The organism is Flavitalea antarctica (genome assembly GCF_054461535.1).
The window spans coordinates 228,650-248,169 of record NZ_JBTLQG010000001.1 but is presented as its reverse complement, the minus strand read 5'-3'; the positions used below and the strand labels follow the sequence as shown (position 1 = coordinate 248,169).

Genomic DNA, 19,520 nt, shown 5'->3' with positions numbered 1-19,520 from the left:
TTAGTTTGAATAAAAAACAGTGTCCACAGAAATTCAAGCTCTTATTTATGCTCGAAGAAATATCTTGATAATATTCGTGGATCATCTTTATCAGCAGCCTGCATAATCCATGCTTTGTAATATTTGCCGGCAGCATAATCGTTGATAAAATTATCGTAGTATTTGCTCCCAGGGTTACCGGATTGACCTCCCGGGTATATTACCCATGCCTGCTTTGGGGTGGTCATTTCAACAACCATTTTCCAACTTGGACCATGACTATGCTGCATTGCATTTACAACATGTGTCCCGCCTCCGACTGGCAGTCCTGTCCGCGCAAAAGGTAGCATTGCTCGTCCCAGGAGATGGTAAACGGTTGTATTTTTATACGCACCCCAGGTTTGACCTTTTTTTTCTTTTAGTGTTGATAGTCTTACCACCGCAACCCTGAATGCTGCGGTTATAGCATCCGAGATAGTTTCCCGGTTGGGAGTGTTGACATTGTCGATATAGGTGAAATTGCTATCCCGGAGTAATGCTTCAACAAGCGTTTCTTCCTTCGGACGTAGCCCAATGTCATTCAAGGGTTTCAACTGGTCATTCCAAACAAACGTTTCAAGGCTATCGTACCAGAGTTTGAAGAGTGTTGGCACAATCAATTCCGCCTCATTGTAGTAATTCCAGGTTGCTATTGAATCAAAAAATCTCTTTTCCACTTCGTTTAAGTCTGCGGTATCCAGATGTTTCAGAAACAAGGGAACCGCTGTCGCGGCAAATGAATTGAAGTTATCATTCTGAAGATTCATCATATCCTGAGGCGTAACGGCTTCCATGCCTGCCAGTTTCCGGTTTATCCGGATTCCGCGGTATAGATCAAAGTTACCAGGGATGAAATAAGGGTAATCTGGTGTTACTGATTGCTGGTTTGCACTGCTGACATAACCTCTTGCGGGATTCAAAATATGTGGATTTTCCTCTTGAGGGATGTACCCTTGCCAGGTATAACGCTTATCAACATACGGAAGGACGTAAACTCCTTGCTGGTCCCAACGGGCGGGAAATCTTCCCTGTTGCCATATCGCAATATCTCCATCTACTGATGCAAAAGCGAAATTCTGAGCAGGAGTCAGAAAGTGTCTGATTGCGTTAAGATAGTCCTGATAGTTACGCGCATAATTCAGCATCCGTATGGCCAGCATTTCGTTGCTGGGATCATGGGCGGTCCACCGCACCGCGTATGCCCGGCCTGGGCTCACACCCGCTTCAAAATCTTCGTCAAACATCACAGGCCCCTGATCAATGTAAGCAACCGTATCATAGATAACTTTGCTTCCTTTCACATGGAAGGCCTCAATATGGAGGCTGTCGACTTTTTTCCAGGCATTGTCGAACCAATAATGGCTTTTTGTGCTGTCTTTAAATTGAATTTCAAAGTAATCCCGTACGTCCCTGCCAGCGTTAGTAACCCCCCAGGCGATATAATCATTAAATCCCACAATAATGCCAGGGCAGCCAGGGAAAGACGCCCCGTAAACATTTGCCCCGGGCGTAGACAGTTGCATCTCGAACCAGACTGAAGGGAGTGTAAGGTCGAGGTGTGGATCATTGGCCAGAATAGGCTTACCACTTTTTGTCCGGCTGCCGCTCACAGTCCAGTTATTACTTCCATTCGCCGGGTTTGGTTTATCTATCTCCTTAAGTGGAATAATATGATTGTTGTTTATGTACGCTGAGTCAATATCGGATGGTTTCGATGGCGTAATTGACGCAGGCGCGAAAATGGTGTTTGGTGGAATGATGGGTTCAAGTGAATCTGCAGTTTGCGGAAACAGTATTTTAAGCTGCGCATCGTTGAAGTAATTTTTCGCATAGCTTAATGCAAGATCGTCTTCGTTGGATGCTAAGGTTTTTGCCATCTGTTTTACGAAAAGCGCCACTTTAAGATTGTTCCATTTTTCAGGTCGGTATCCCAGCAGTTTATATTCAAGTGGCAGTTCGCGGGCCGACAGGTTGTCAATGTAAAAGTTTACACCTGCCGTATATCGGTCGAAAGCTTTCTTCGTTATCGGATCTTTTTCAGCTTCAAGCAACATGTTTTGCGCCGCAAACACCATACCCATACGGCGTTGTTGCTTATCGAATTTCAGGGCGCGGACCCCTACTACTTCGCTGGTCCTGCCGGCAGCTGCAAAGGTTTGCATTTCCATCTGCCATAACCGAAACCTTGCATGAAGGTATCCCTGTATAAAATATACGTCACTCTCCGTCCCTGCAATTACATGTGGAACCAGCCGTTCATCAAAATAAACAGTCGAAGGCCCATCCAACCCTTCCAGGTTGAATCTCTCGGTTGGATCGAGATCGGCCCGCTCGGCATTTTTCCAAAACCCGTGCTGGGGGCTAACAAATCTTCCCAGTGCAGGTATGGATCTCCAGCTTCTGTTAAGGATAAAAACTAACAGGCAGGTAAGCAATGCCGTAAGTATAAAAAAAATCAATCGCATGGCTGTAATATAAGGATGATTTAGATTAACCAAAAATTTCGGGGTGCAGATTCTCACAAGGTGGTTGCACAAATAGAATTGTGTTATTAATGGCCAGTCATACAGGAGAAAAAAGACGGGAATGTCCCGATGGCTGACGTGGCCTGGGGGAAGTAGTAAGGAAATTTTAAAATGATTAATGACTTCCGGGAAACTTAATCAGTGACCCATAAAAGCAGGTCATCAATTTTCATTTCTTTGATGTCCCATTTTTGGAATAATGGGCAATACGATGTTGCTCGGGTGTTCAGCATCACGAAAGATGCGTATAGTGGCTTTCTGAAAGTCGCTTTCTAGTGCATGATAGATATCAACAAACTTTTGAGGGTTGCGGTCAACCAGTGGAAACCAGCTGCTTTGAATTTGAATCATTAATCTATGTCCTTTTTTGAAGCTATGGGCTATATCCGGCAGAGCAAATTTTATTCTTTCCACCTTGTGCGGCAAAAATGGTGAAGGTTGCTCATAGCTATTCCGGAATTTTCCACGCATCACCTCTGCCCGCAGAAGCATCTGGTAACCACCCACTACCATATCATTCATTGCAGCACTGGCGACTGGCTCTTTTATCCTGAAGCTGTCGGGGAAAACATCAATCACTTTAACTATAAAGTCCGCATCTGTGGTACTAATGCTTGCAAACAGGTCTGCAATAACCGGTCCGGCCAGGGTCATATCCTCACTAAGAGCGTCCGTTTCAAAAACAAGCACATCTGGCCTGCGCGCCGCAAAACGCTGATCCGCGATCATATACTCACGTGTGACGTTTCGGCCTATCTTTTCATAGTAGGGTACCGGTTTAGCAGGGTCACTGATGTATTCACTAAAAGCGTTGTTTATTGTTGGTTTGTCCAGGGAAAGCTTCTTTTCCTGGCTCAGGTATATCGGCACATCTTTCTTCTCTGGCATTGGCCACCGGGCAAGTTTCCGCCACTTATTTTCACCTGTAAAAAAAATGGTGGCTTCAGCAAAGTTTGTATCCGTTTTTTGGCCTTTTAAATGGTGATTAAAGAATGGAATTTCTATATGTTCCTGGTACCATTCAGGAGTGTTCTGCCCAAACAGGGCATTCCACAGATCTGATTTACTGGTGCTGGAGGCCCATTGTCCATGATACCAGGGACCCATCACAAGACGATTTTCTGTTGAAGGACTCGATGTTTCAATTGCCTTGTACAGGTTCCACGCGCCATAACCATCTTCTGCATCAAATAAACCTCCGACGATAAGCATTGAAGGTTTTATGTTCGTCAAATGGTTCAGGGGATTTCTTTTTCTCCAAAAGGTATCATAATTAGGATGGTTTATCAGATCATTCCAGAGTTTGATGCTGTCGCCCATAATTGCAGTAAGATTTTTTACCGGCCCTGTCTTCAGAAAAAAATCATACGCATCCGGTGTCGGAAGATTATAGGCTGCGGGCCCGATAGTAGTGGGTGCATGACGTGGCTGGCCAAAAGTTTTGCCAGACCTGAAACCTTCCATCTGGAAGAAAGCACCATTATGATGGAAATCATCACCGAGGAACCATTCCGTAACCGGTGCCTGAGGGCTCACAGCCTTCAGTGCCGGATGTCCGCTTAAAGCCGCCATAACGCTGTAAAAGCCAGGATATGATATGCCCATTACCCCTACATTACCATTGTTAGATTCTACATTCCTGACAATCCAATCGATGGAGTCATAAGTATCACTGGCTTCGTCTATGTCCTTATTCGTTCTTTTATCAGCGTTGAATGGTCTTATATCTACAAAATCACCTTCACTCATCCAACGACCTCTGACGTCTTGCCGTATAATGATGTAGCCTTCCTTAAGATAATGCCGGAAATAAGTTTTCCAGTACTCGGGACGTTTGTCTTCTCCATAAGGAGCGCAGGAATAAGGAGTTCGTATAAGGAGAACCGGGTGTTTTCGGGAGACATCTTTCGGCTTCAAAATCGACGTAAAAAGTCTGACCCCGTCACGCATGGGAATGTATAACTCCTTCTTGTCATAGTTGTCATAAAACCATCCCGAATCCATCGTCGCCGGTCTGCAAGAGATAAAAGAAATGCCTATAAACAATATAATTACATGATATATCCTCATTGGAGCATAATTGATCAAAAACAGGTTGATGATTTAAATTTAGGAAATGTTATCAAACCATCGTTGCAGAGTTATGGATAGTAAAAACGACATATCTGAGTTTTATGCATCGATAATGTGCCGAAGCATGATAGATGCGTTGTTTCTAACAGCCTGGATCAGCCACATCCATGGTATTTTGTACAAATGCCTTTAGAGTCTTGCGGCTGGTATATATTTTCTGACAGACTGGTATCCTATTACGCGGTTTAAACTAATCCGCAATGCCGGTGCAAAACAGGGATTGTAAAAATAAGATCTTCAGATTCTTGAGGCTGCACCTCAAGATAACCCATACGATAATGATCGTTGTTTTATTTTGATTATTGAAATATCAACTTTTGATACTCAAGAAAATAAAAAGGTCGCCTCATACTTTTGAGACGACCTTTTGCTTCATAAACTTTGAATGTTACAATTTAATGATTTTGATGATTTTTTTCTGTGTGCCTTGTTCAACGATGAGGAAGTACTGGCCCTTGCTAAGACCCTCCCCTACCATCATAGTTGAATTGTTCCTTGCTCCGTTAATAACTTTTACTACCTGTCCCCACTGATTATGAATCTTCAGTGTGATTGGATCTTCTGAACCACTTAACAGGTTTAAATTAAACATACTGCTTGATGGGTTCGGCCATACTGTAGCATTAAGCGTAGTTGGCTGCTCGATTCTGGCCAATGAATATCCAACGGTAATAGTGACATCATCAAAAGCAGTTTTTCCCTGGTCGTCCCTCACCGTGAGCCTGAATACGTAGGTTCCTGCCCTCAAATCCTGAATGATAGTTGAAGGTGCTGTATTTGAAAAGATGTTGTACACGGCAGGGCCTGAAACTTTTGTCCATTTGTAAGAGACTATCACGCCACCGGTAGCGCTACCCAACAATACAGTCTCATTTTTTGGCAACGTGACTACGATGTCTGATCCTGCATTTGCAGTTAAGCCGGTTGACGGCTGTTGTGGCTGCTGAGGCTCCGCGGGCTGCTGAGATGCCGGCAGCACAGTTATTGTGATGTCATCAGCGTTTGTAAGGGCCTTGTCATCGGTTACCGTTAATCTAAAAACATAAATGCCCTGAACTAGTCCGTTGATTTCAGTTACGGCGTTGTCGGAGCGCGCAATGGTGTATTGAGATGGTCCGGAAACCCGGCTCCATCTGTAGTTTGCAATAAAACCATCTGCGTCGCTTGAGGCACTTCCGTCTACAACCACTTTATTGACGGGAAGATTTATCACAACATCCTGGCCGGCTCTCGCCACCGGCGGCTGGTTTGTTGCTGAAGGTGCACCTGCTTTGCTAACAGTTACCGTTACATCATCAGTATGCACAGCACCTCTGTCATCAGTAACCGAAAGTCTGAAAACATAAACTCCTTCGCGGAGATCTTCCAGTTTAGTTGTGACAACATTGTTCCTCGTGATATTAAAAATGGCTGGTCCGCTCACCTTGGTCCAGCGATAAGCGGTGATACTTCCGTCGCTGTTTTGTGATGCACTACCATCCAATACTGTTCTGTTTGTTGGTAAGGTGATGTAGATGTCCGGTCCTGCATTTGCAATTTGGGCCTGGTTTCCTGAAGTTGCTGCATTTTTGACCACAACCTGTACGTCATCGTTGTGAATTGCGCCCTTATCATCAGTCACCATTAGTCTGAAAGTATAGGTGCCTGCAACCAGGTTATTAACAGCAGTGAAAGAATTGTTTTGATTTGAGAAAGTGTACTCAGCAGGTCCATTAACCATCAGCCATTTGTATGCTGTGATGGTGCCATCAGGATCCTTTGATGCACGCCCGTCGAGGGTAATGCTGTTAACAGGAAGAGTTATTGTAACGTCATCGCCGGCATTTGCAACAGGTGATTGGTTACCTGGAGTCGCTGCATTTACATTTACTACCACTTCATCTTCATGGGCAGCGCCGATATTATCTATAACCTGCAAACGGAAAACATAGACTCCCTGCGAAAGATCTTTTAGTTCAGTAGATGAGCCGGTACTGTTTACAATTGTAGCAGATGCTGGTCCACTAACCTTGGTCCATTTGTACGAAGCTATGGAGCCATCTGCATCTTTTGAGGCCGTTCCCGAAAGCGTTGTACTATTCACCGGAAGAGTGAGCGTGATGTCTGGTCCTGCGTTGGCAACCGGTGACTGGTTTCCTGCAGCTTTTACATTCACAATAACCTCATCAGCATGTTCTGATCCCTTTTCGTCGGTGACAGTTAATTTAAAATTATACGTACCTGCCGCAAGATTTGTAACATCGCATGCTGCTTCATTTGGTTTGGCCAGTGTAAAATTTGCAGGCCCGCTGGTTTTTGTCCAGGTGTATTTTGTGATTTTTCCCTCAGGATCTTTTGACTGACTGCCATCGAGCTTAGTACTGCTCACCGGCAAAATGATATTGATGTCCGGTCCTGCATTAGCAACGGGCGACTGATTGCCTGCTTTCACGCTAATCTGCACATCGTCTTCATGTACCGCACCCTTATCATCAGTAACCCGCAATCTGAAAACATAAACACCTTCTTCAAGATCCTTAAGTTCAGTTTGTGCCTGGTTAGAACTTACTATAGTAGCCTTAGCCGGTCCATTTACTTTTGACCAGTTGTAAGAACTGATCTGCCCGTCCGGATCGCTCGATTTTGTGCCATTAAGGGTAGTACTGTTTACAGGCAGGGTAAGAATGATATCTTCTCCTGCATTTGCAACCGGTACCTGGTTTTGAACAGGCGGCCGGGCAACAACCGTAGCATCTGTATACATCTGGCTTTGAGGAACATGAACCATCTTGCCTAATCCCGGACACTCCCAATAGAAATGACATGACCTTGCTCCACCAAGGTTCATGTGCTCAAGCTTAACGCTATATCTTTGCCCGGCCTGGAGTGCAATCGGCTTGCTGGCCACGATATCCGCATTGTCTGCACGGTCAATCCAGCTATCGATAATCTGCTGACCATTGACCCACAACCGGAAGCCGCCGCTTCCCCTTGTCTTAAATGTATATGTTTCAGAAAACTGGGCTTCCACCTGGCCTGTCCAACGCATGGAATAGTTGCCGCTTGTAATCCGCCGATGTACCTGCGTTGGAGATGCCGCTTTATCGTAGGTCCATTGGCCGAACATTATCATGCTGTCAATCCTGGTAAAAGCCAGGTTCTCGAAGTTCGAACCATTGAAATATTCGCCTTTCAGACCGCGGCCCGTACCATAGATGGAAGGTGCAAATTTGGCTACCCTGTTAATACCTGCCTGGCTTACCAATGAAGGTTCGCCGGCAGATGGTTGAACAAAGATCTTTGATTCATAGACAGAGCTACTGAGAAATCCGGTTTGTCTGCCGGTAAACGTGCACTGGATAAGTCCTATATTTTTATTTGCTTTTTCACCGGGCAATGAAAAAGTGTTCATCATCACCGCAACATCAGTATATCCTTTGTATGTACATTCCCTGAACGTATTAAAATCGTCACCTGATCCAACGGGCGAAGGGAACACTTCAACAACATATGGCCTTTTGCCGGCCCCGTCGAATGTCACTTTTTCAAAGCGAACGCCACTGTTATTACCTGAAGTCGCTTTTACACGTACCAGTGAATTATGGAAATAACCACCGGTATAAGTATATGAATTGATATAAGCACCATGGAAAACACCAAGGTGATCATTATAACTTTCCTGGTTTACTATCGTGTGATTGTTACCGGTATTTTGCCACACAAACAAACCACTGCGATTACTATGAGAGAGATTATTCTCAAATATCCAGACACCCTCACTATCCGCATTCCATACATATGCTCCCTGATTATGCTCATCGCCACAATGTGCAAATACAACAACATTGTTTTTAGCAACGTTGCCATCACCCATATTCATTTCCATTCCACGTGAGCCATTTTCCTGACCGTTCCATTTGACATAGGCAGTAAGGTTGCCATCCCACACAATTTCATGACTGAGTTCCTGGAAGTCCCACCAGAATGATGCTTCCATCACTGTAAAAGCAATGCAATTAGCCATTGTAATTCCATGTGACATGTGAGGTACATAAGCACGATTACCGATGTCAGAAAGAGAACATCCGTCTACCATTGAACCCGTGGATCCGTCTCCGCAATGGTGAAAGTGCAGACCATATCTTCCCGATACCAGTGAAGTTCTTCCGGAACCTTGCCTGGCGCCGAGAAAGCGGCCAGCCATATAATAAATACTTTGTGGCATACTTGACCGGATGAAGATATGTGACCTTCCTCTCTCGGTGCCCTCTATACGCACGTTCCTGGTGATATTTCCTACCTCAGCCGTCCAGGTTTTACCTGAATCAGTACTTACTGCAAGGTGATCGTAACTAAGCGCCTGATCCAGTTGAATGGTGTTACCACTGATACCCGTGATTTTTCTCCGTTCAAACTTAACACCAAATGAATCAACTGAAGTCTGAAGACGATCATCCCAATTGTTTGTGTTTGCTTCAGGCTTATCGGTTGGTACAATAAAGATGGTATCGCCTGTATTCCATCCGCTGGCATCCTGAACAGTGAAACTCGTAGCCCCCCTGTTCACAGAACCGGTAACTCTTGTCCATGATTTCTTCCTTGCACCTGAAATGTCCAGCTGGCCTGCACCCATAACCCACAAACCAACATCGCCCTCGATTATATCGTGACCACTACCGATGAAGCCATTTTCATTTACATTAATAAACTGGATAAACTGCTCGACTGATGGAGATGAAGGTCTCATCACTAACCTTCCATAAATAACAATGTTCCGTGATGAAAGTAACGAAGTTGATTTGTTGGCATCAAACAGAAGCGTTCCGCCGCTGTTAACATTCACACCACTTACAGTTGAACTAGCCTGATCGTGTACTACGGCGTGCCCTGCAGAGATTACCGGGGTATCCCCTTCTCCGGGAATACGTCCACCCCAGGTTAACGGGTCCGACCAACTGCCAGATTTAACACTGGCAATTGTCCCAAAAAGCTGAGTAATACTTCCTGGTGCACATGCAATTGCCTTTCTTCTGTTTGTTGCGATTTTTGCTCCTGATGGTGTGGCAAGAACTAGCCCTGTCGCCGCAATTGAGGAATTGCGAAGAAATTTTCTCCGAGTAGAGTGATTCATAGTAAATTGGAATTTTAGAGTACTAGATTTTTATTTTGTTAGTTAGATGGTTGCAAGTTTTTCAATTTGTGTTGATGAAACAATTTTAATGCCCAAATAAAATTTAACGAACGTTTTTCATTTTTTATTGATCTTGATCATAAATTCTTTAAATAATCGTGTGTTCCTCTTTGTTATATACTTAGACCTTATATTCAGATTCTGAAAAAGAAATACTCCCCCGACTGTTATCTCAACACCTGATTAACTTTTCAAGTAGTTGAGTCCGATATTTATGCTGCCATCTTACTTTCATTATGCCAAACGATATTTAACATAAGTTCGTATCTGAAATGCTGATCTGTTGCATATTACAGGAGAAACTCTTAGTTTTTTTTTATTATGTTTTTAGAACCAGTGAGTATTAGTATTTGAAATTACCTGAGCGTGGCAAGGAGCATTAACTATTGACAATGATCCCCTGAGGGTGTTAAAGCATTAGTATTTTCAGGTAACTTTCGGGTCCGAACAAACGCAAATCAGATGGCCGTTGACTGACGAGGTAAATAAATCTTTGACTCCCTACAATAAGATATATTCTACGGCGTTATAGCTGTTTCTCGTTACAACCAATACCTCGTAAATAAATCGTACTTACTTTTTTGCGTAACCGTTGTAGAGTGAGGTTGATCCATGCCGAAAAATCCGGCCAATTACACCGTTGCTGGGAGATGCAGAAGTACCGGTGACCAAAAGACCACGTCGGAAATAAAAGCGCGGCACAGCGCAAGGAGTTGTCTTAGATAAACATTTGTAACAATGCGGGAAAATGGATTTTGTTGCCGCTCAGCTCTTTAATGGCCACCGTTTTGCGGGCCATAAAGATAACAGATATGTTCTCCTGTTTTCCAGCGGAAGCTTTCACCGGGCAGTTTGAATCACTACACAGGGATAAAGTAACCGGTCATGGATTGTAATATTATCACCGGTTCTTTCAATTATTTTTGGTTGCTTTCCGGTTCAATAGATAGCCATTGAGATTACCAGGTGTATGATTTGTTTTCAAATGTTATTATAAACTAAAAACTCCGATATTAATTATCATTAGTTACATAGTAACTCTTTCCACTGTGTTGACAGTCTCCATTTTGACAACTGCTTTTTCAGTGAGTATCGAATGAATGTCAGTAAGACCTACACTCCTTATGTTTTGAACATTACAATAATCGAAGAAAAGTTCAAGCGTGTTGATATACTTGTCACAGTCTCTTTTTGTCAAGGTGTAGGGGCTTAGACCTGGAATCACTTCGATGTTATGGAACATCATATTAAATACAATGACCTCCCGATCCCCGTAGTTGTGACTATATTGGGTTACCAGCTCCTTCATATCTGCAAAGCGGGAGTAAGCGGGCCTTAGCCAACAACGTTTATTCCGCTGTGCTTTGCGGAAAACACCTATCCCGGAAGTTGCCAGGTGTTGAAGCCGACTTTTTCTTAACATACCTATAGTTACCGGAACTTGTAACAATCCCTGCTTTTTATCTGATTCGCACAGGATAGTACCTCCTTCAATAAAATAAGGCTGTTCTAACGCGCCAGTAAAATCAACCGGGTATTCACGTGTCGGGTCACACCAATTGATATGCGGAGTGACACTTGTATCTACTTTATAACCTAAATCCAATAAAGACTTAACAGTATTAGGACCGGCGGAAAACCTTCCTGCCCGAAAGGATGTAGGGCTGTAACCAAAGCGGCTTTCGAACAGCCGCGAAATGTTTGCCAATTTTGCGGTTTCAATTTCCGGTGAATAGAAACAACAATTCCGTCTGGCTGTCTTGCCAGCATAGTCAAAAAATTGTTTTTGGGGTTCAATAAATTCAGGATGCAGATGAGTCCCAATTTCCAGTTCTCCCTTCAGACTCTTCATCAGGGTTACAGAATCCGGATCTTCCATCACGACGTTGTTCATCAGGTAGGTCGGTTTGATTTTGTGACGCTGGAAAAGCGGGTGAAGGATTTTCCCAATTCCTTCATGAACACCGCGGAAAGTTAGAGGATTGCTGTAAGTCCAGTCACGTGAACAGTCTGGTTCCACGTCGATAGAAATCGTTAGAAATTTTTTCATATTTAGATAAGTCTAGGCGTATATTTTATTATTCGCTCTAACTTACACACCTGGGAGTAACGGACATAAACGACCTTCGCAATGTCAATCGGCCTTTCTGTGTTATGGTTAGGGGAACCCGATGGTATATTTAAAGGATATCGTACTGATGTAGGTGTTAACACCTACATGTATCAAGCAAATTAAGAAGTTTTCCCGGAAGTATGAAATGGAATGAAACTAATTTTTGAGAAGGAGCATTTGAAGAATTGGTGATAGTAGGACTTTCTCCGAACTTGCGATTTTCAGTGCCTTTAAAAAATTTTTCCTTGACTTTTTCCGGAAAATGCCTGCTGCCGATTTGTACATTACCTTTGCACAAAACGTCGCCCTCTTTTTAATCATTTCATCGATCTCTAATCTGGATAAATCCAGTTGAAGTACATTATCAGATTTTATGGCTTTATAAAAAGCGTATTCCTCAAATGTATATTGATAGTTCTTCATGATCAATTTTGAGGCTTGTTTATCATGAACCCGGAAGTAAGATAAGGTTTCCGGAATAATATAACAATCGCCTACTGTGAGTATGCGCAGCCACAAATCCCAGTCAACAAGGCAAATGTAGTCCGTATTAAAATTGCCAACGGAAAGAGCTGACTTCCGGAACATAACTGTTGTCGGCTCCCCTATCCAATTTCCTGCATTTTCTCTGATAGAGGCATAAATAACCTTTTTGCCCTCCTGCATATGGAGCAAAGGTAAATTACTGCTTTCTACGCGGAGACCAAACATTTCCCGTTTTGAAGTAATGAGCGAAACATTGGGATACCGTTCCATTAAGGGAACCATCTTTTCCAGAAGTGTTGGATGAAAAAGATCGTCAGCCAATAAGAACTTTATATACTGGCCATTTGAGTATTTCAATGCCTGGTTGAAATTTCCTGCGAGGCCGAGGTTTTTGGGATTCTTAAAATATGTAATCCGGGGATCTGTTAAGTACCCAGCCACCACCTGATCGGTATTGTCGGTCGAATTATCATCAACGATTATCAATTCAAAATCGCTATAGGTTTGAGTAAGTGCACTTGCGATGGCTTCGCCTATGAAATGGCCATAATTATAAGTTGGAATAAGAACCGAGACTTTGGGCATTGTTGAATCGCTATTTTATGACGACCGGGTTTCTTCAATTGTGAGCATCGTTTTACCGGTGCCCTTTTTAAACATTTGTCCGAGCGACGAAAGGATTACTTGTTCGTGCCAGGCGATCTTTAAAGCCTTAAGAAAAATCTTCCGCTCTTCGGGCATATATACTTTGGGTATTAGCTTATACATTGCCTTACCAACTTTTTGAGCACGCGCTTTAACAATTTTATTCATGTCAATACCGGACGTGTCAATATCATATCCCCTCCTATCCCGGATGTCCCGGCACATATGATACTCTTCAAAGTAATTAATGAATTTCTTCATAACGGTCTTGGTCACCTGCTGTTCATGATTCCGAACAAAGGCGAGTGGTTCTGGGATGAAATAGGCGTCCCCGACGTTAAGCTGGCGCAGCCACATTTCCCAATCTGGTAGCCAGGTAACATCACATCTGAAAACACCAACACTCATGTTTGAACGCCTGAACATAATGCAGGTAGGTTCACCCAACCAGCCGTACGTTGATAAGGTATTGTGTATTATTTCGCGGCCGCTATGGAGATATGTTAAGGGCAATTTTACGGCCGCTGAAGATTTGCCAAACATTTGTTTGTTACAGACCACTAATGAAACACCTGGATGCTGTTCCATTACATTCACCATTTTACAAAGCAGATCACTCCTGAAATAATCATCGGCGCATAAAAATTTGATGTATTCACCCTTTGCATAAGAAAGGCACTTATTCCAGTTACCTACCAGCCCCAGGTTTTGTTCGTTTCTTACATAGGTAATACGTGGATCTGACAGATATTTCTCCATCACTTCGTCAGTGTTATCTGATGAATGATCATCAATAACGATTAATTCAAAATCAGACATGCCCTGATCCATTACACTTTGTACCGCCACATCAAGGCAATAACCATAATTATAAGTCGGAATCAACACAGATACCTTAGGAATATGTTTCATTGAATTTTGTTACGAAAATTTTTTAAGATGGGTAGCCTGTAGCCACAGTTAAACGGTTAATTTGCCTTCGGGAACAATCACTTTGAGATGATTGCTTTCGCTCAGAATTTCGCTTAGTTTTTCAGCCACCTTCTGAACCGCCGGTTGCCTTAAAATACCCAGATGTCCCCCCTCAATTGTAATATGTTTTACTTCACCTGTGAAATGATTGGCCCAACCCATCAGTTCAGCTTCCTTATATTCTAACGGCGGGGTGCCAGCCTGAAATAAGATAACCCGTCCTGAATACGGACGATATTTATATTTATGATAGTCGGGACTAACCATGAATCTGGAAGGTGGACGCTTAGAAAAGAGTTTTTGAACCGTTTTCGCAGCTTTTCTAACGACCATTCGGAATAACTCCTTACGAGGCCTTCCAAGTTTGCCCAGGGATCGGAGACGACGACTATAATATGACAATCGACGCTGCTTATACTGAAGGGAGCTGGTAGAAAGCGTTGCCCATGGTGAATAAAATTCGAATAATATCAGCGCTGATACATCATCTCCCTGAGCTTCTAACTGGTGTGCCATCTCATATGCGATTGCACCAGCGGCACAAAAACCACTAATATAATATGGCCCTTTCGGCTGCAATAATTTAAGTTCTTTAACATAATGTGAGGCTATCTCGTCAACCGACGCCGATTGTGTGGGTGGTAGATAATACATGGGTTGATCATCAGGCATTACATTGGCGAGTAACCGGTAAGCCTTAAAACTGATCACCCCAATAAACGGAATTTTATTTCCATTTTTCTTGATAGGAATTAAATAATTGCCTTTGCCATCAACCCATTCGATGGTTTCCGTTTCCAGTTTCTGCGCTACAGTGGAAACTTCGGTAAGCCGCAAAGCATTGTCCTTTTCACTCTCAGGGGTATATAGATGCAGATTTTGTCTGAACTTAATTGTATCTATTTCATCGGCGAGCGTTTTAATAGTCGAGTCAAAAATGTGACTTAATGGAATCTCCACGGCTAACTCCCGGCGGATGGCTGCGATAAGTCGCATCGCAAGCAATGAGTGCCCGCCAATATCAAAGAAATTATCGTGTATACCTACACGAGCTCCCCCGAGTAATTCTTGCCAGATTTTTACAAGAGATTCCTCCAGAGGATTACTTGCCGGTTCATAATTAAGGGTGCTGACGGATACCCTATTGTCTCTGGTACTCAGGAATTTACGATCTATCTTGCCATTTGCTGTTAGTGGTATGCGGTTTACCGGAATCAATTCAGTTGGCACCATATACTCCGGGAGTCGTTGTTGCAATGCACTTTTGAGATCTTTTTGCAAGAGAACACTAATTTGACTAAACAGTGGAAAGTTTGCTTTCAGGCCACGCGTAGAATAGGCAGACTCCTTACCCGGCTGATCGACAAATCCCTGATAAGGAATTGACTCAATCAGCAGGTCCATCAACAAAGGATTATCATTGACCAGAAACTTACAGTGATAACCTTTCGTTTTCGCGTGATTCAGAAGTTTATTGATTTGAGCGGTTTCTATATCCTCCGTAGCCAAAACTTTGACAAGGTCTCCCACTGTCGTTAATCTTTTGTCGCTTAAAGCCACGTCCAATAATTTTTCTTTCCACAACCTGTGATTTGGGATGGATTGGAACGCTAAACGATCCACACCCTGTTCCAGTTGAGTATACACATCCTGCACATCAGAGATCTGACCCCAGGGCAACCATTTTGCCCTGAGGCATTCTGAGGTGCCACCAACATCAATGATTACATCATAACGGTATAAGCTCAACTCATTGACATAAGAGCCCTGTTTCCATTTAATTTCAACATGAGAAATTTCAGGAAACAGCACCTTAAGTCCATAAAAATATTCCGGTGAAAGGCAAAGTTCTTTTTCATTCAAAACCTCATCATCCAGCGCCCATTTGAATTCCTGTATGGAAACGGTGCCATGTAATTTTTGTAAATGCATTCGCCCTTTAAATAATTCCAACAAGCGCAGGTCTCTTACATCGCCTATAATGATTCGACCCTTACTTCCCAAAAGACTCAGTGATTTCCGGATAACGTCAGTCAAATATCCTTGCCCCGGAAAGTATTGAACAATTGAATTCAAAAGCACTGTGTCGACCTGTTCTGGGACAGATTGTATAATTTCATGGGCAGCACAAACCCTTAATTCAGTTACCCCACCCTTGGTTGTTACTTTATTTATGGTTCTGCGAATATGCGAAATACTTGCCGGTGAAAAATCCGTGCCAATATATTTTTTGAGCTTTCCTGCAAGTTGAAAATAAATAAGTCCCTTTCCACAGCCAATTTCAAGCAGGTTCGCCGGCTTTTGGGACATTATAACCTGTACAATATCTGCTAACCATTCGCGCATTTGGTCAACAGGAATCTGCTCCCCGGTAAAGCTGTCCATCCAGATGTCAGTATCGAACTCCTCATTGTTACCGGAAGGATTCAGAGCGTATTCGGTTTCATAGATCTCCTGCCAGCTTTTAACCTGGCTTTCATACAATCCGGTTTCTTTCGATTCTATTGGTTTCCATTGTGGAACATAATAACCCACGAGGCTTTTGCCGGTATCGCCGTTATCTTTTACCAGCACTACTGCCTGGTTAACTAAGCCAGTTTTTAGTACAGTTGTTTCAATTTCTCCTAACTCAATTCTATAGCCTCTTATTTTTACCTGGTCATCCTTTCTCCGGAGGTAAGCGATGTTGCCATCGGGTAACCATTTGCCTACATCACCTGTTTTGTAAATTTTCTGACCGGATTCATTATTAAAAGCAGCGTCGATAAATTTTTCAGCTGTTAATTCAGGAAGGTTTAGGTAACCCCGGGCCACCCCGTGGCCGCCTATGTATATTTCGCCCGCAATTTGAGGAGGGCACAATTGGAGTTGATCATTGAGAATATAAATTTTTGTGTTTGCAATAGGTTTTCCAATCGAAACCTTTTCATTTTGAGTTAGCTCCTTCAACGAAGAATAAATAGTTGTTTCTGTTGGACCATAACCATTAAACACTTTGCCAATACTTGTTAATTTATCTTTCAATGTTTCTTTCACCGCTTCCCCACCCATAATCATAACCACGGATTCCGCGTTGTTCCATTCACTTTCAAGCAATAACTGGAATGTAGACGGTGTGCCCTGCAAATGCGTAGGTCTGTAGTGAGAAATACTTTCGGATAGCTTATAGCCATCCATAGCTACCTCGCGTGAAACAAGAAATATTTTACCCCCATTTATCAAAGGCATAAATAACTCCAGGTAGAATATGTCGAAACTAAAAGTAGTTACTGACAGGATACTGGAACGTGAAGTAAACGACAAATCGCTGCTCATACTACATAACAGATTGACCAGTCCGCCGTGTTCTACCATCACGCCCTTCGGTGTACCTGTAGACCCGGAAGTGTAGATAATGTAAGCTAAGTGGTTTGGTGTCTGTTGTATAGGCAAATTTGTTATAGAATGGAGACCTATTGTTTGCGATTCAGTATCTATTTCTACTACTTTTAAATCCCCCGTAGCAGGGAGTTTATGCCTGCTTTTGGTACTTGTCAGAACTATCGACGCGCGGGTATCTGCAAACATATGCGTGATCCTTTCCCGGGGATATTCAGGGTCAACCGGAACATGTACCCCTCCGGCTTTTAATACTCCCAGGATCCCAATAATCATATGCATTCCACGTTCAATGCATATCGGAACAAATGTTTCCTGGGTTACTCCCGCCTCTTTGAGGTAATGGGCCAACTGATTGGCTCTCTCATTAAGTTGTCTGTAACTTAATTGCTGGCTTTCGAAAACCAGGGCTATCGAATTTGGCGTGGCTTCAACCTGATGTTCGAATCTTTGGATTACAGAATGATTGACCTGATAGGGTCTTGACGTATCGGTAAAATCGACAAGCAGCTGGTGTTGCTCACTTTTCGTGAGCATAGAAAGCCCGCCAATAGTCTGATCCGGGTTACTGACAATGGAGTATAACAATTGTTCAAAATGATTCATCATTCTAATGATGGTCTCCTCTTTGAATAACTGAGTTGAATATTGAACAGAGCAACGCAAACTATCATTGGTTTCAGTAATATTGAAGAAAAGATCAAAGAGCGTTGTAGAAATTACGAAGTCAACACCAGAAAGCTCAACATCCTTACCTAAACGCAACTTTGAAACTTCCGGCGTATTCTGCAATGAAAACATTACCTGAAAAAGCGGGTTGGTACTAAGATCTCTTTCTTTGACTACTGCTTCTACAACTTTCTCGAATGGCACATCCTGGTACTCGTATGCCTCCAGTGTGTTTTGCTTTACGTGTTGCAAAAATTCAGAAAAAGGAGTTTCACCATTTATATTGCTTCGGAGAACAAGAGTGTTGACAAAGAAGCCAATAAGGTCTTCCACTTCTTTGCGTGTCCGGTTAGCTATAGGGCTTCCGACACAGATATCGGCCTGGCCACTATATTTGTGAAGCAATACGTTGAAACTTGCAAGAAGCGTCATGTACAAAGTGGTACCTTGCTGTCCACACAAGCTCCTGATTCGTGCAGACAATGATTTGTCAAAAGTTAACGTTTTAGTAGCGCCACTGGTACTCCAGACAGCGGGCCTCTGATAATCACATGGTAGCTGTAAGACCTCTGTTTCTGCCAGTTTTAGCTTCCAATAGTCCAGCTTCCTGCTCAACACCTCATCCTGGAGATGATTACGCTGCCATGATGCATAATCGATATATTGTATTTCAAGAGAAGCAAGAGCAGGATCACGGCCTTCAACATAAGCGGCGTATAGTTCCACAACTTCTTTAACGATGATGGATAGTGACCAGCCATCGGATGCTATGTGATGAATGGTCACAACCAACACATATTCGTCCTCACTTATTCTCAACAAATGAGCCCGAAGCATATAATCTGCCGAAAGATCAAAAGGTTCACGGATAAATTCCTCAACCACCCTTTGTAATGTTGCAGGATCCCGGAATTCCGGCTTGCTGTCTACAAATGTCATTTGCCATGCCGCTGAATTTTTCACTGATTGATAAGCATGAGTGCCCTCCAGGAAAACTGTTCGAAGTACCTCATGCCTTTCAATAATTGATTGCAGCGACTTCTCCAGCGCCTCGATATTTACTTCACCTTTGAGGCGCAACACGGTAGGCATATGGTACTGAATACTTCCTTCGAGTTTGTCTATAAACCAGAGTCGTTCCTGGCTGAAAGAAAGTGGAGGCCTGGATGCACTATCTCTTGAAACATGGGGAATTTCTGTCAAAATTCCAGTAGAATTTCGTTCACTCTTTTTCTTATCACTCAGAAAATTTATGATTGCAATCTTATTTTCCTTGATTTGGGCCAGTAGCTCCGGAGTAATAGTCTGCCCTTTTTGGTATTTTAATGAAAGCTGATCATTATCAACTGAAATGAATACTCCACATCGCCTCGCAGATTGTAATATATGAACGATATTATCCATGTTGTTT

General features: G+C 43.0%; 7 protein-coding genes. All 7 read right to left on the bottom strand.

What is annotated here, in order from left to right; genetic code table 11:
• Positions 1-41: 41 nt before the first annotated feature.
• The gene (locus ACX0G7_RS00720) at positions 42-2,483 is read right to left on the bottom strand and encodes a penicillin acylase family protein (protein ID WP_458921480.1); all 2,442 of its coding nucleotides are present in this window, start codon (positions 2,481-2,483) and stop codon (positions 42-44) included.
• A 222-nt stretch (positions 2,484-2,705) separates the two neighbouring features.
• Positions 2,706-4,613 (bottom strand): CocE/NonD family hydrolase, encoded by a 1,908-nt coding sequence (locus ACX0G7_RS00715; RefSeq protein WP_458921479.1) that lies wholly within the window; start codon positions 4,611-4,613, stop codon positions 2,706-2,708.
• 451 nt (positions 4,614-5,064) lie between these two features.
• Positions 5,065-9,786, bottom strand: coding sequence for a PKD domain-containing protein (locus ACX0G7_RS00710; RefSeq protein WP_458921478.1), 4,722 nt, complete (start codon positions 9,784-9,786; stop codon positions 5,065-5,067).
• 1,087 nt (positions 9,787-10,873) lie between these two features.
• Positions 10,874-11,896, bottom strand: a complete 1,023-nt coding sequence (locus ACX0G7_RS00705; protein WP_458921477.1) for a polysaccharide deacetylase family protein — start codon at positions 11,894-11,896, stop codon at positions 10,874-10,876.
• Positions 11,897-12,115: 219 nt separating this feature from the next.
• On the bottom strand, positions 12,116-13,030 hold the full coding sequence (locus ACX0G7_RS00700; RefSeq protein WP_458921476.1) for a glycosyltransferase family 2 protein: 915 nt from the start codon (positions 13,028-13,030) through the stop codon (positions 12,116-12,118).
• A gap of 15 nt (positions 13,031-13,045) precedes the next feature.
• Positions 13,046-14,002 (bottom strand): glycosyltransferase family 2 protein, encoded by a 957-nt coding sequence (locus ACX0G7_RS00695; protein ID WP_458921475.1) that lies wholly within the window; start codon positions 14,000-14,002, stop codon positions 13,046-13,048.
• Between the two features lie 48 nt (positions 14,003-14,050).
• Positions 14,051-19,513 carry an amino acid adenylation domain-containing protein gene (locus ACX0G7_RS00690; RefSeq protein ID WP_458921474.1) on the bottom strand — a complete coding sequence of 1,821 codons (5,463 nt, stop codon included), beginning with the start codon at positions 19,511-19,513 and terminating at the stop codon, positions 14,051-14,053.
• Between the last annotated feature and the right edge of the window lie 7 nt (positions 19,514-19,520).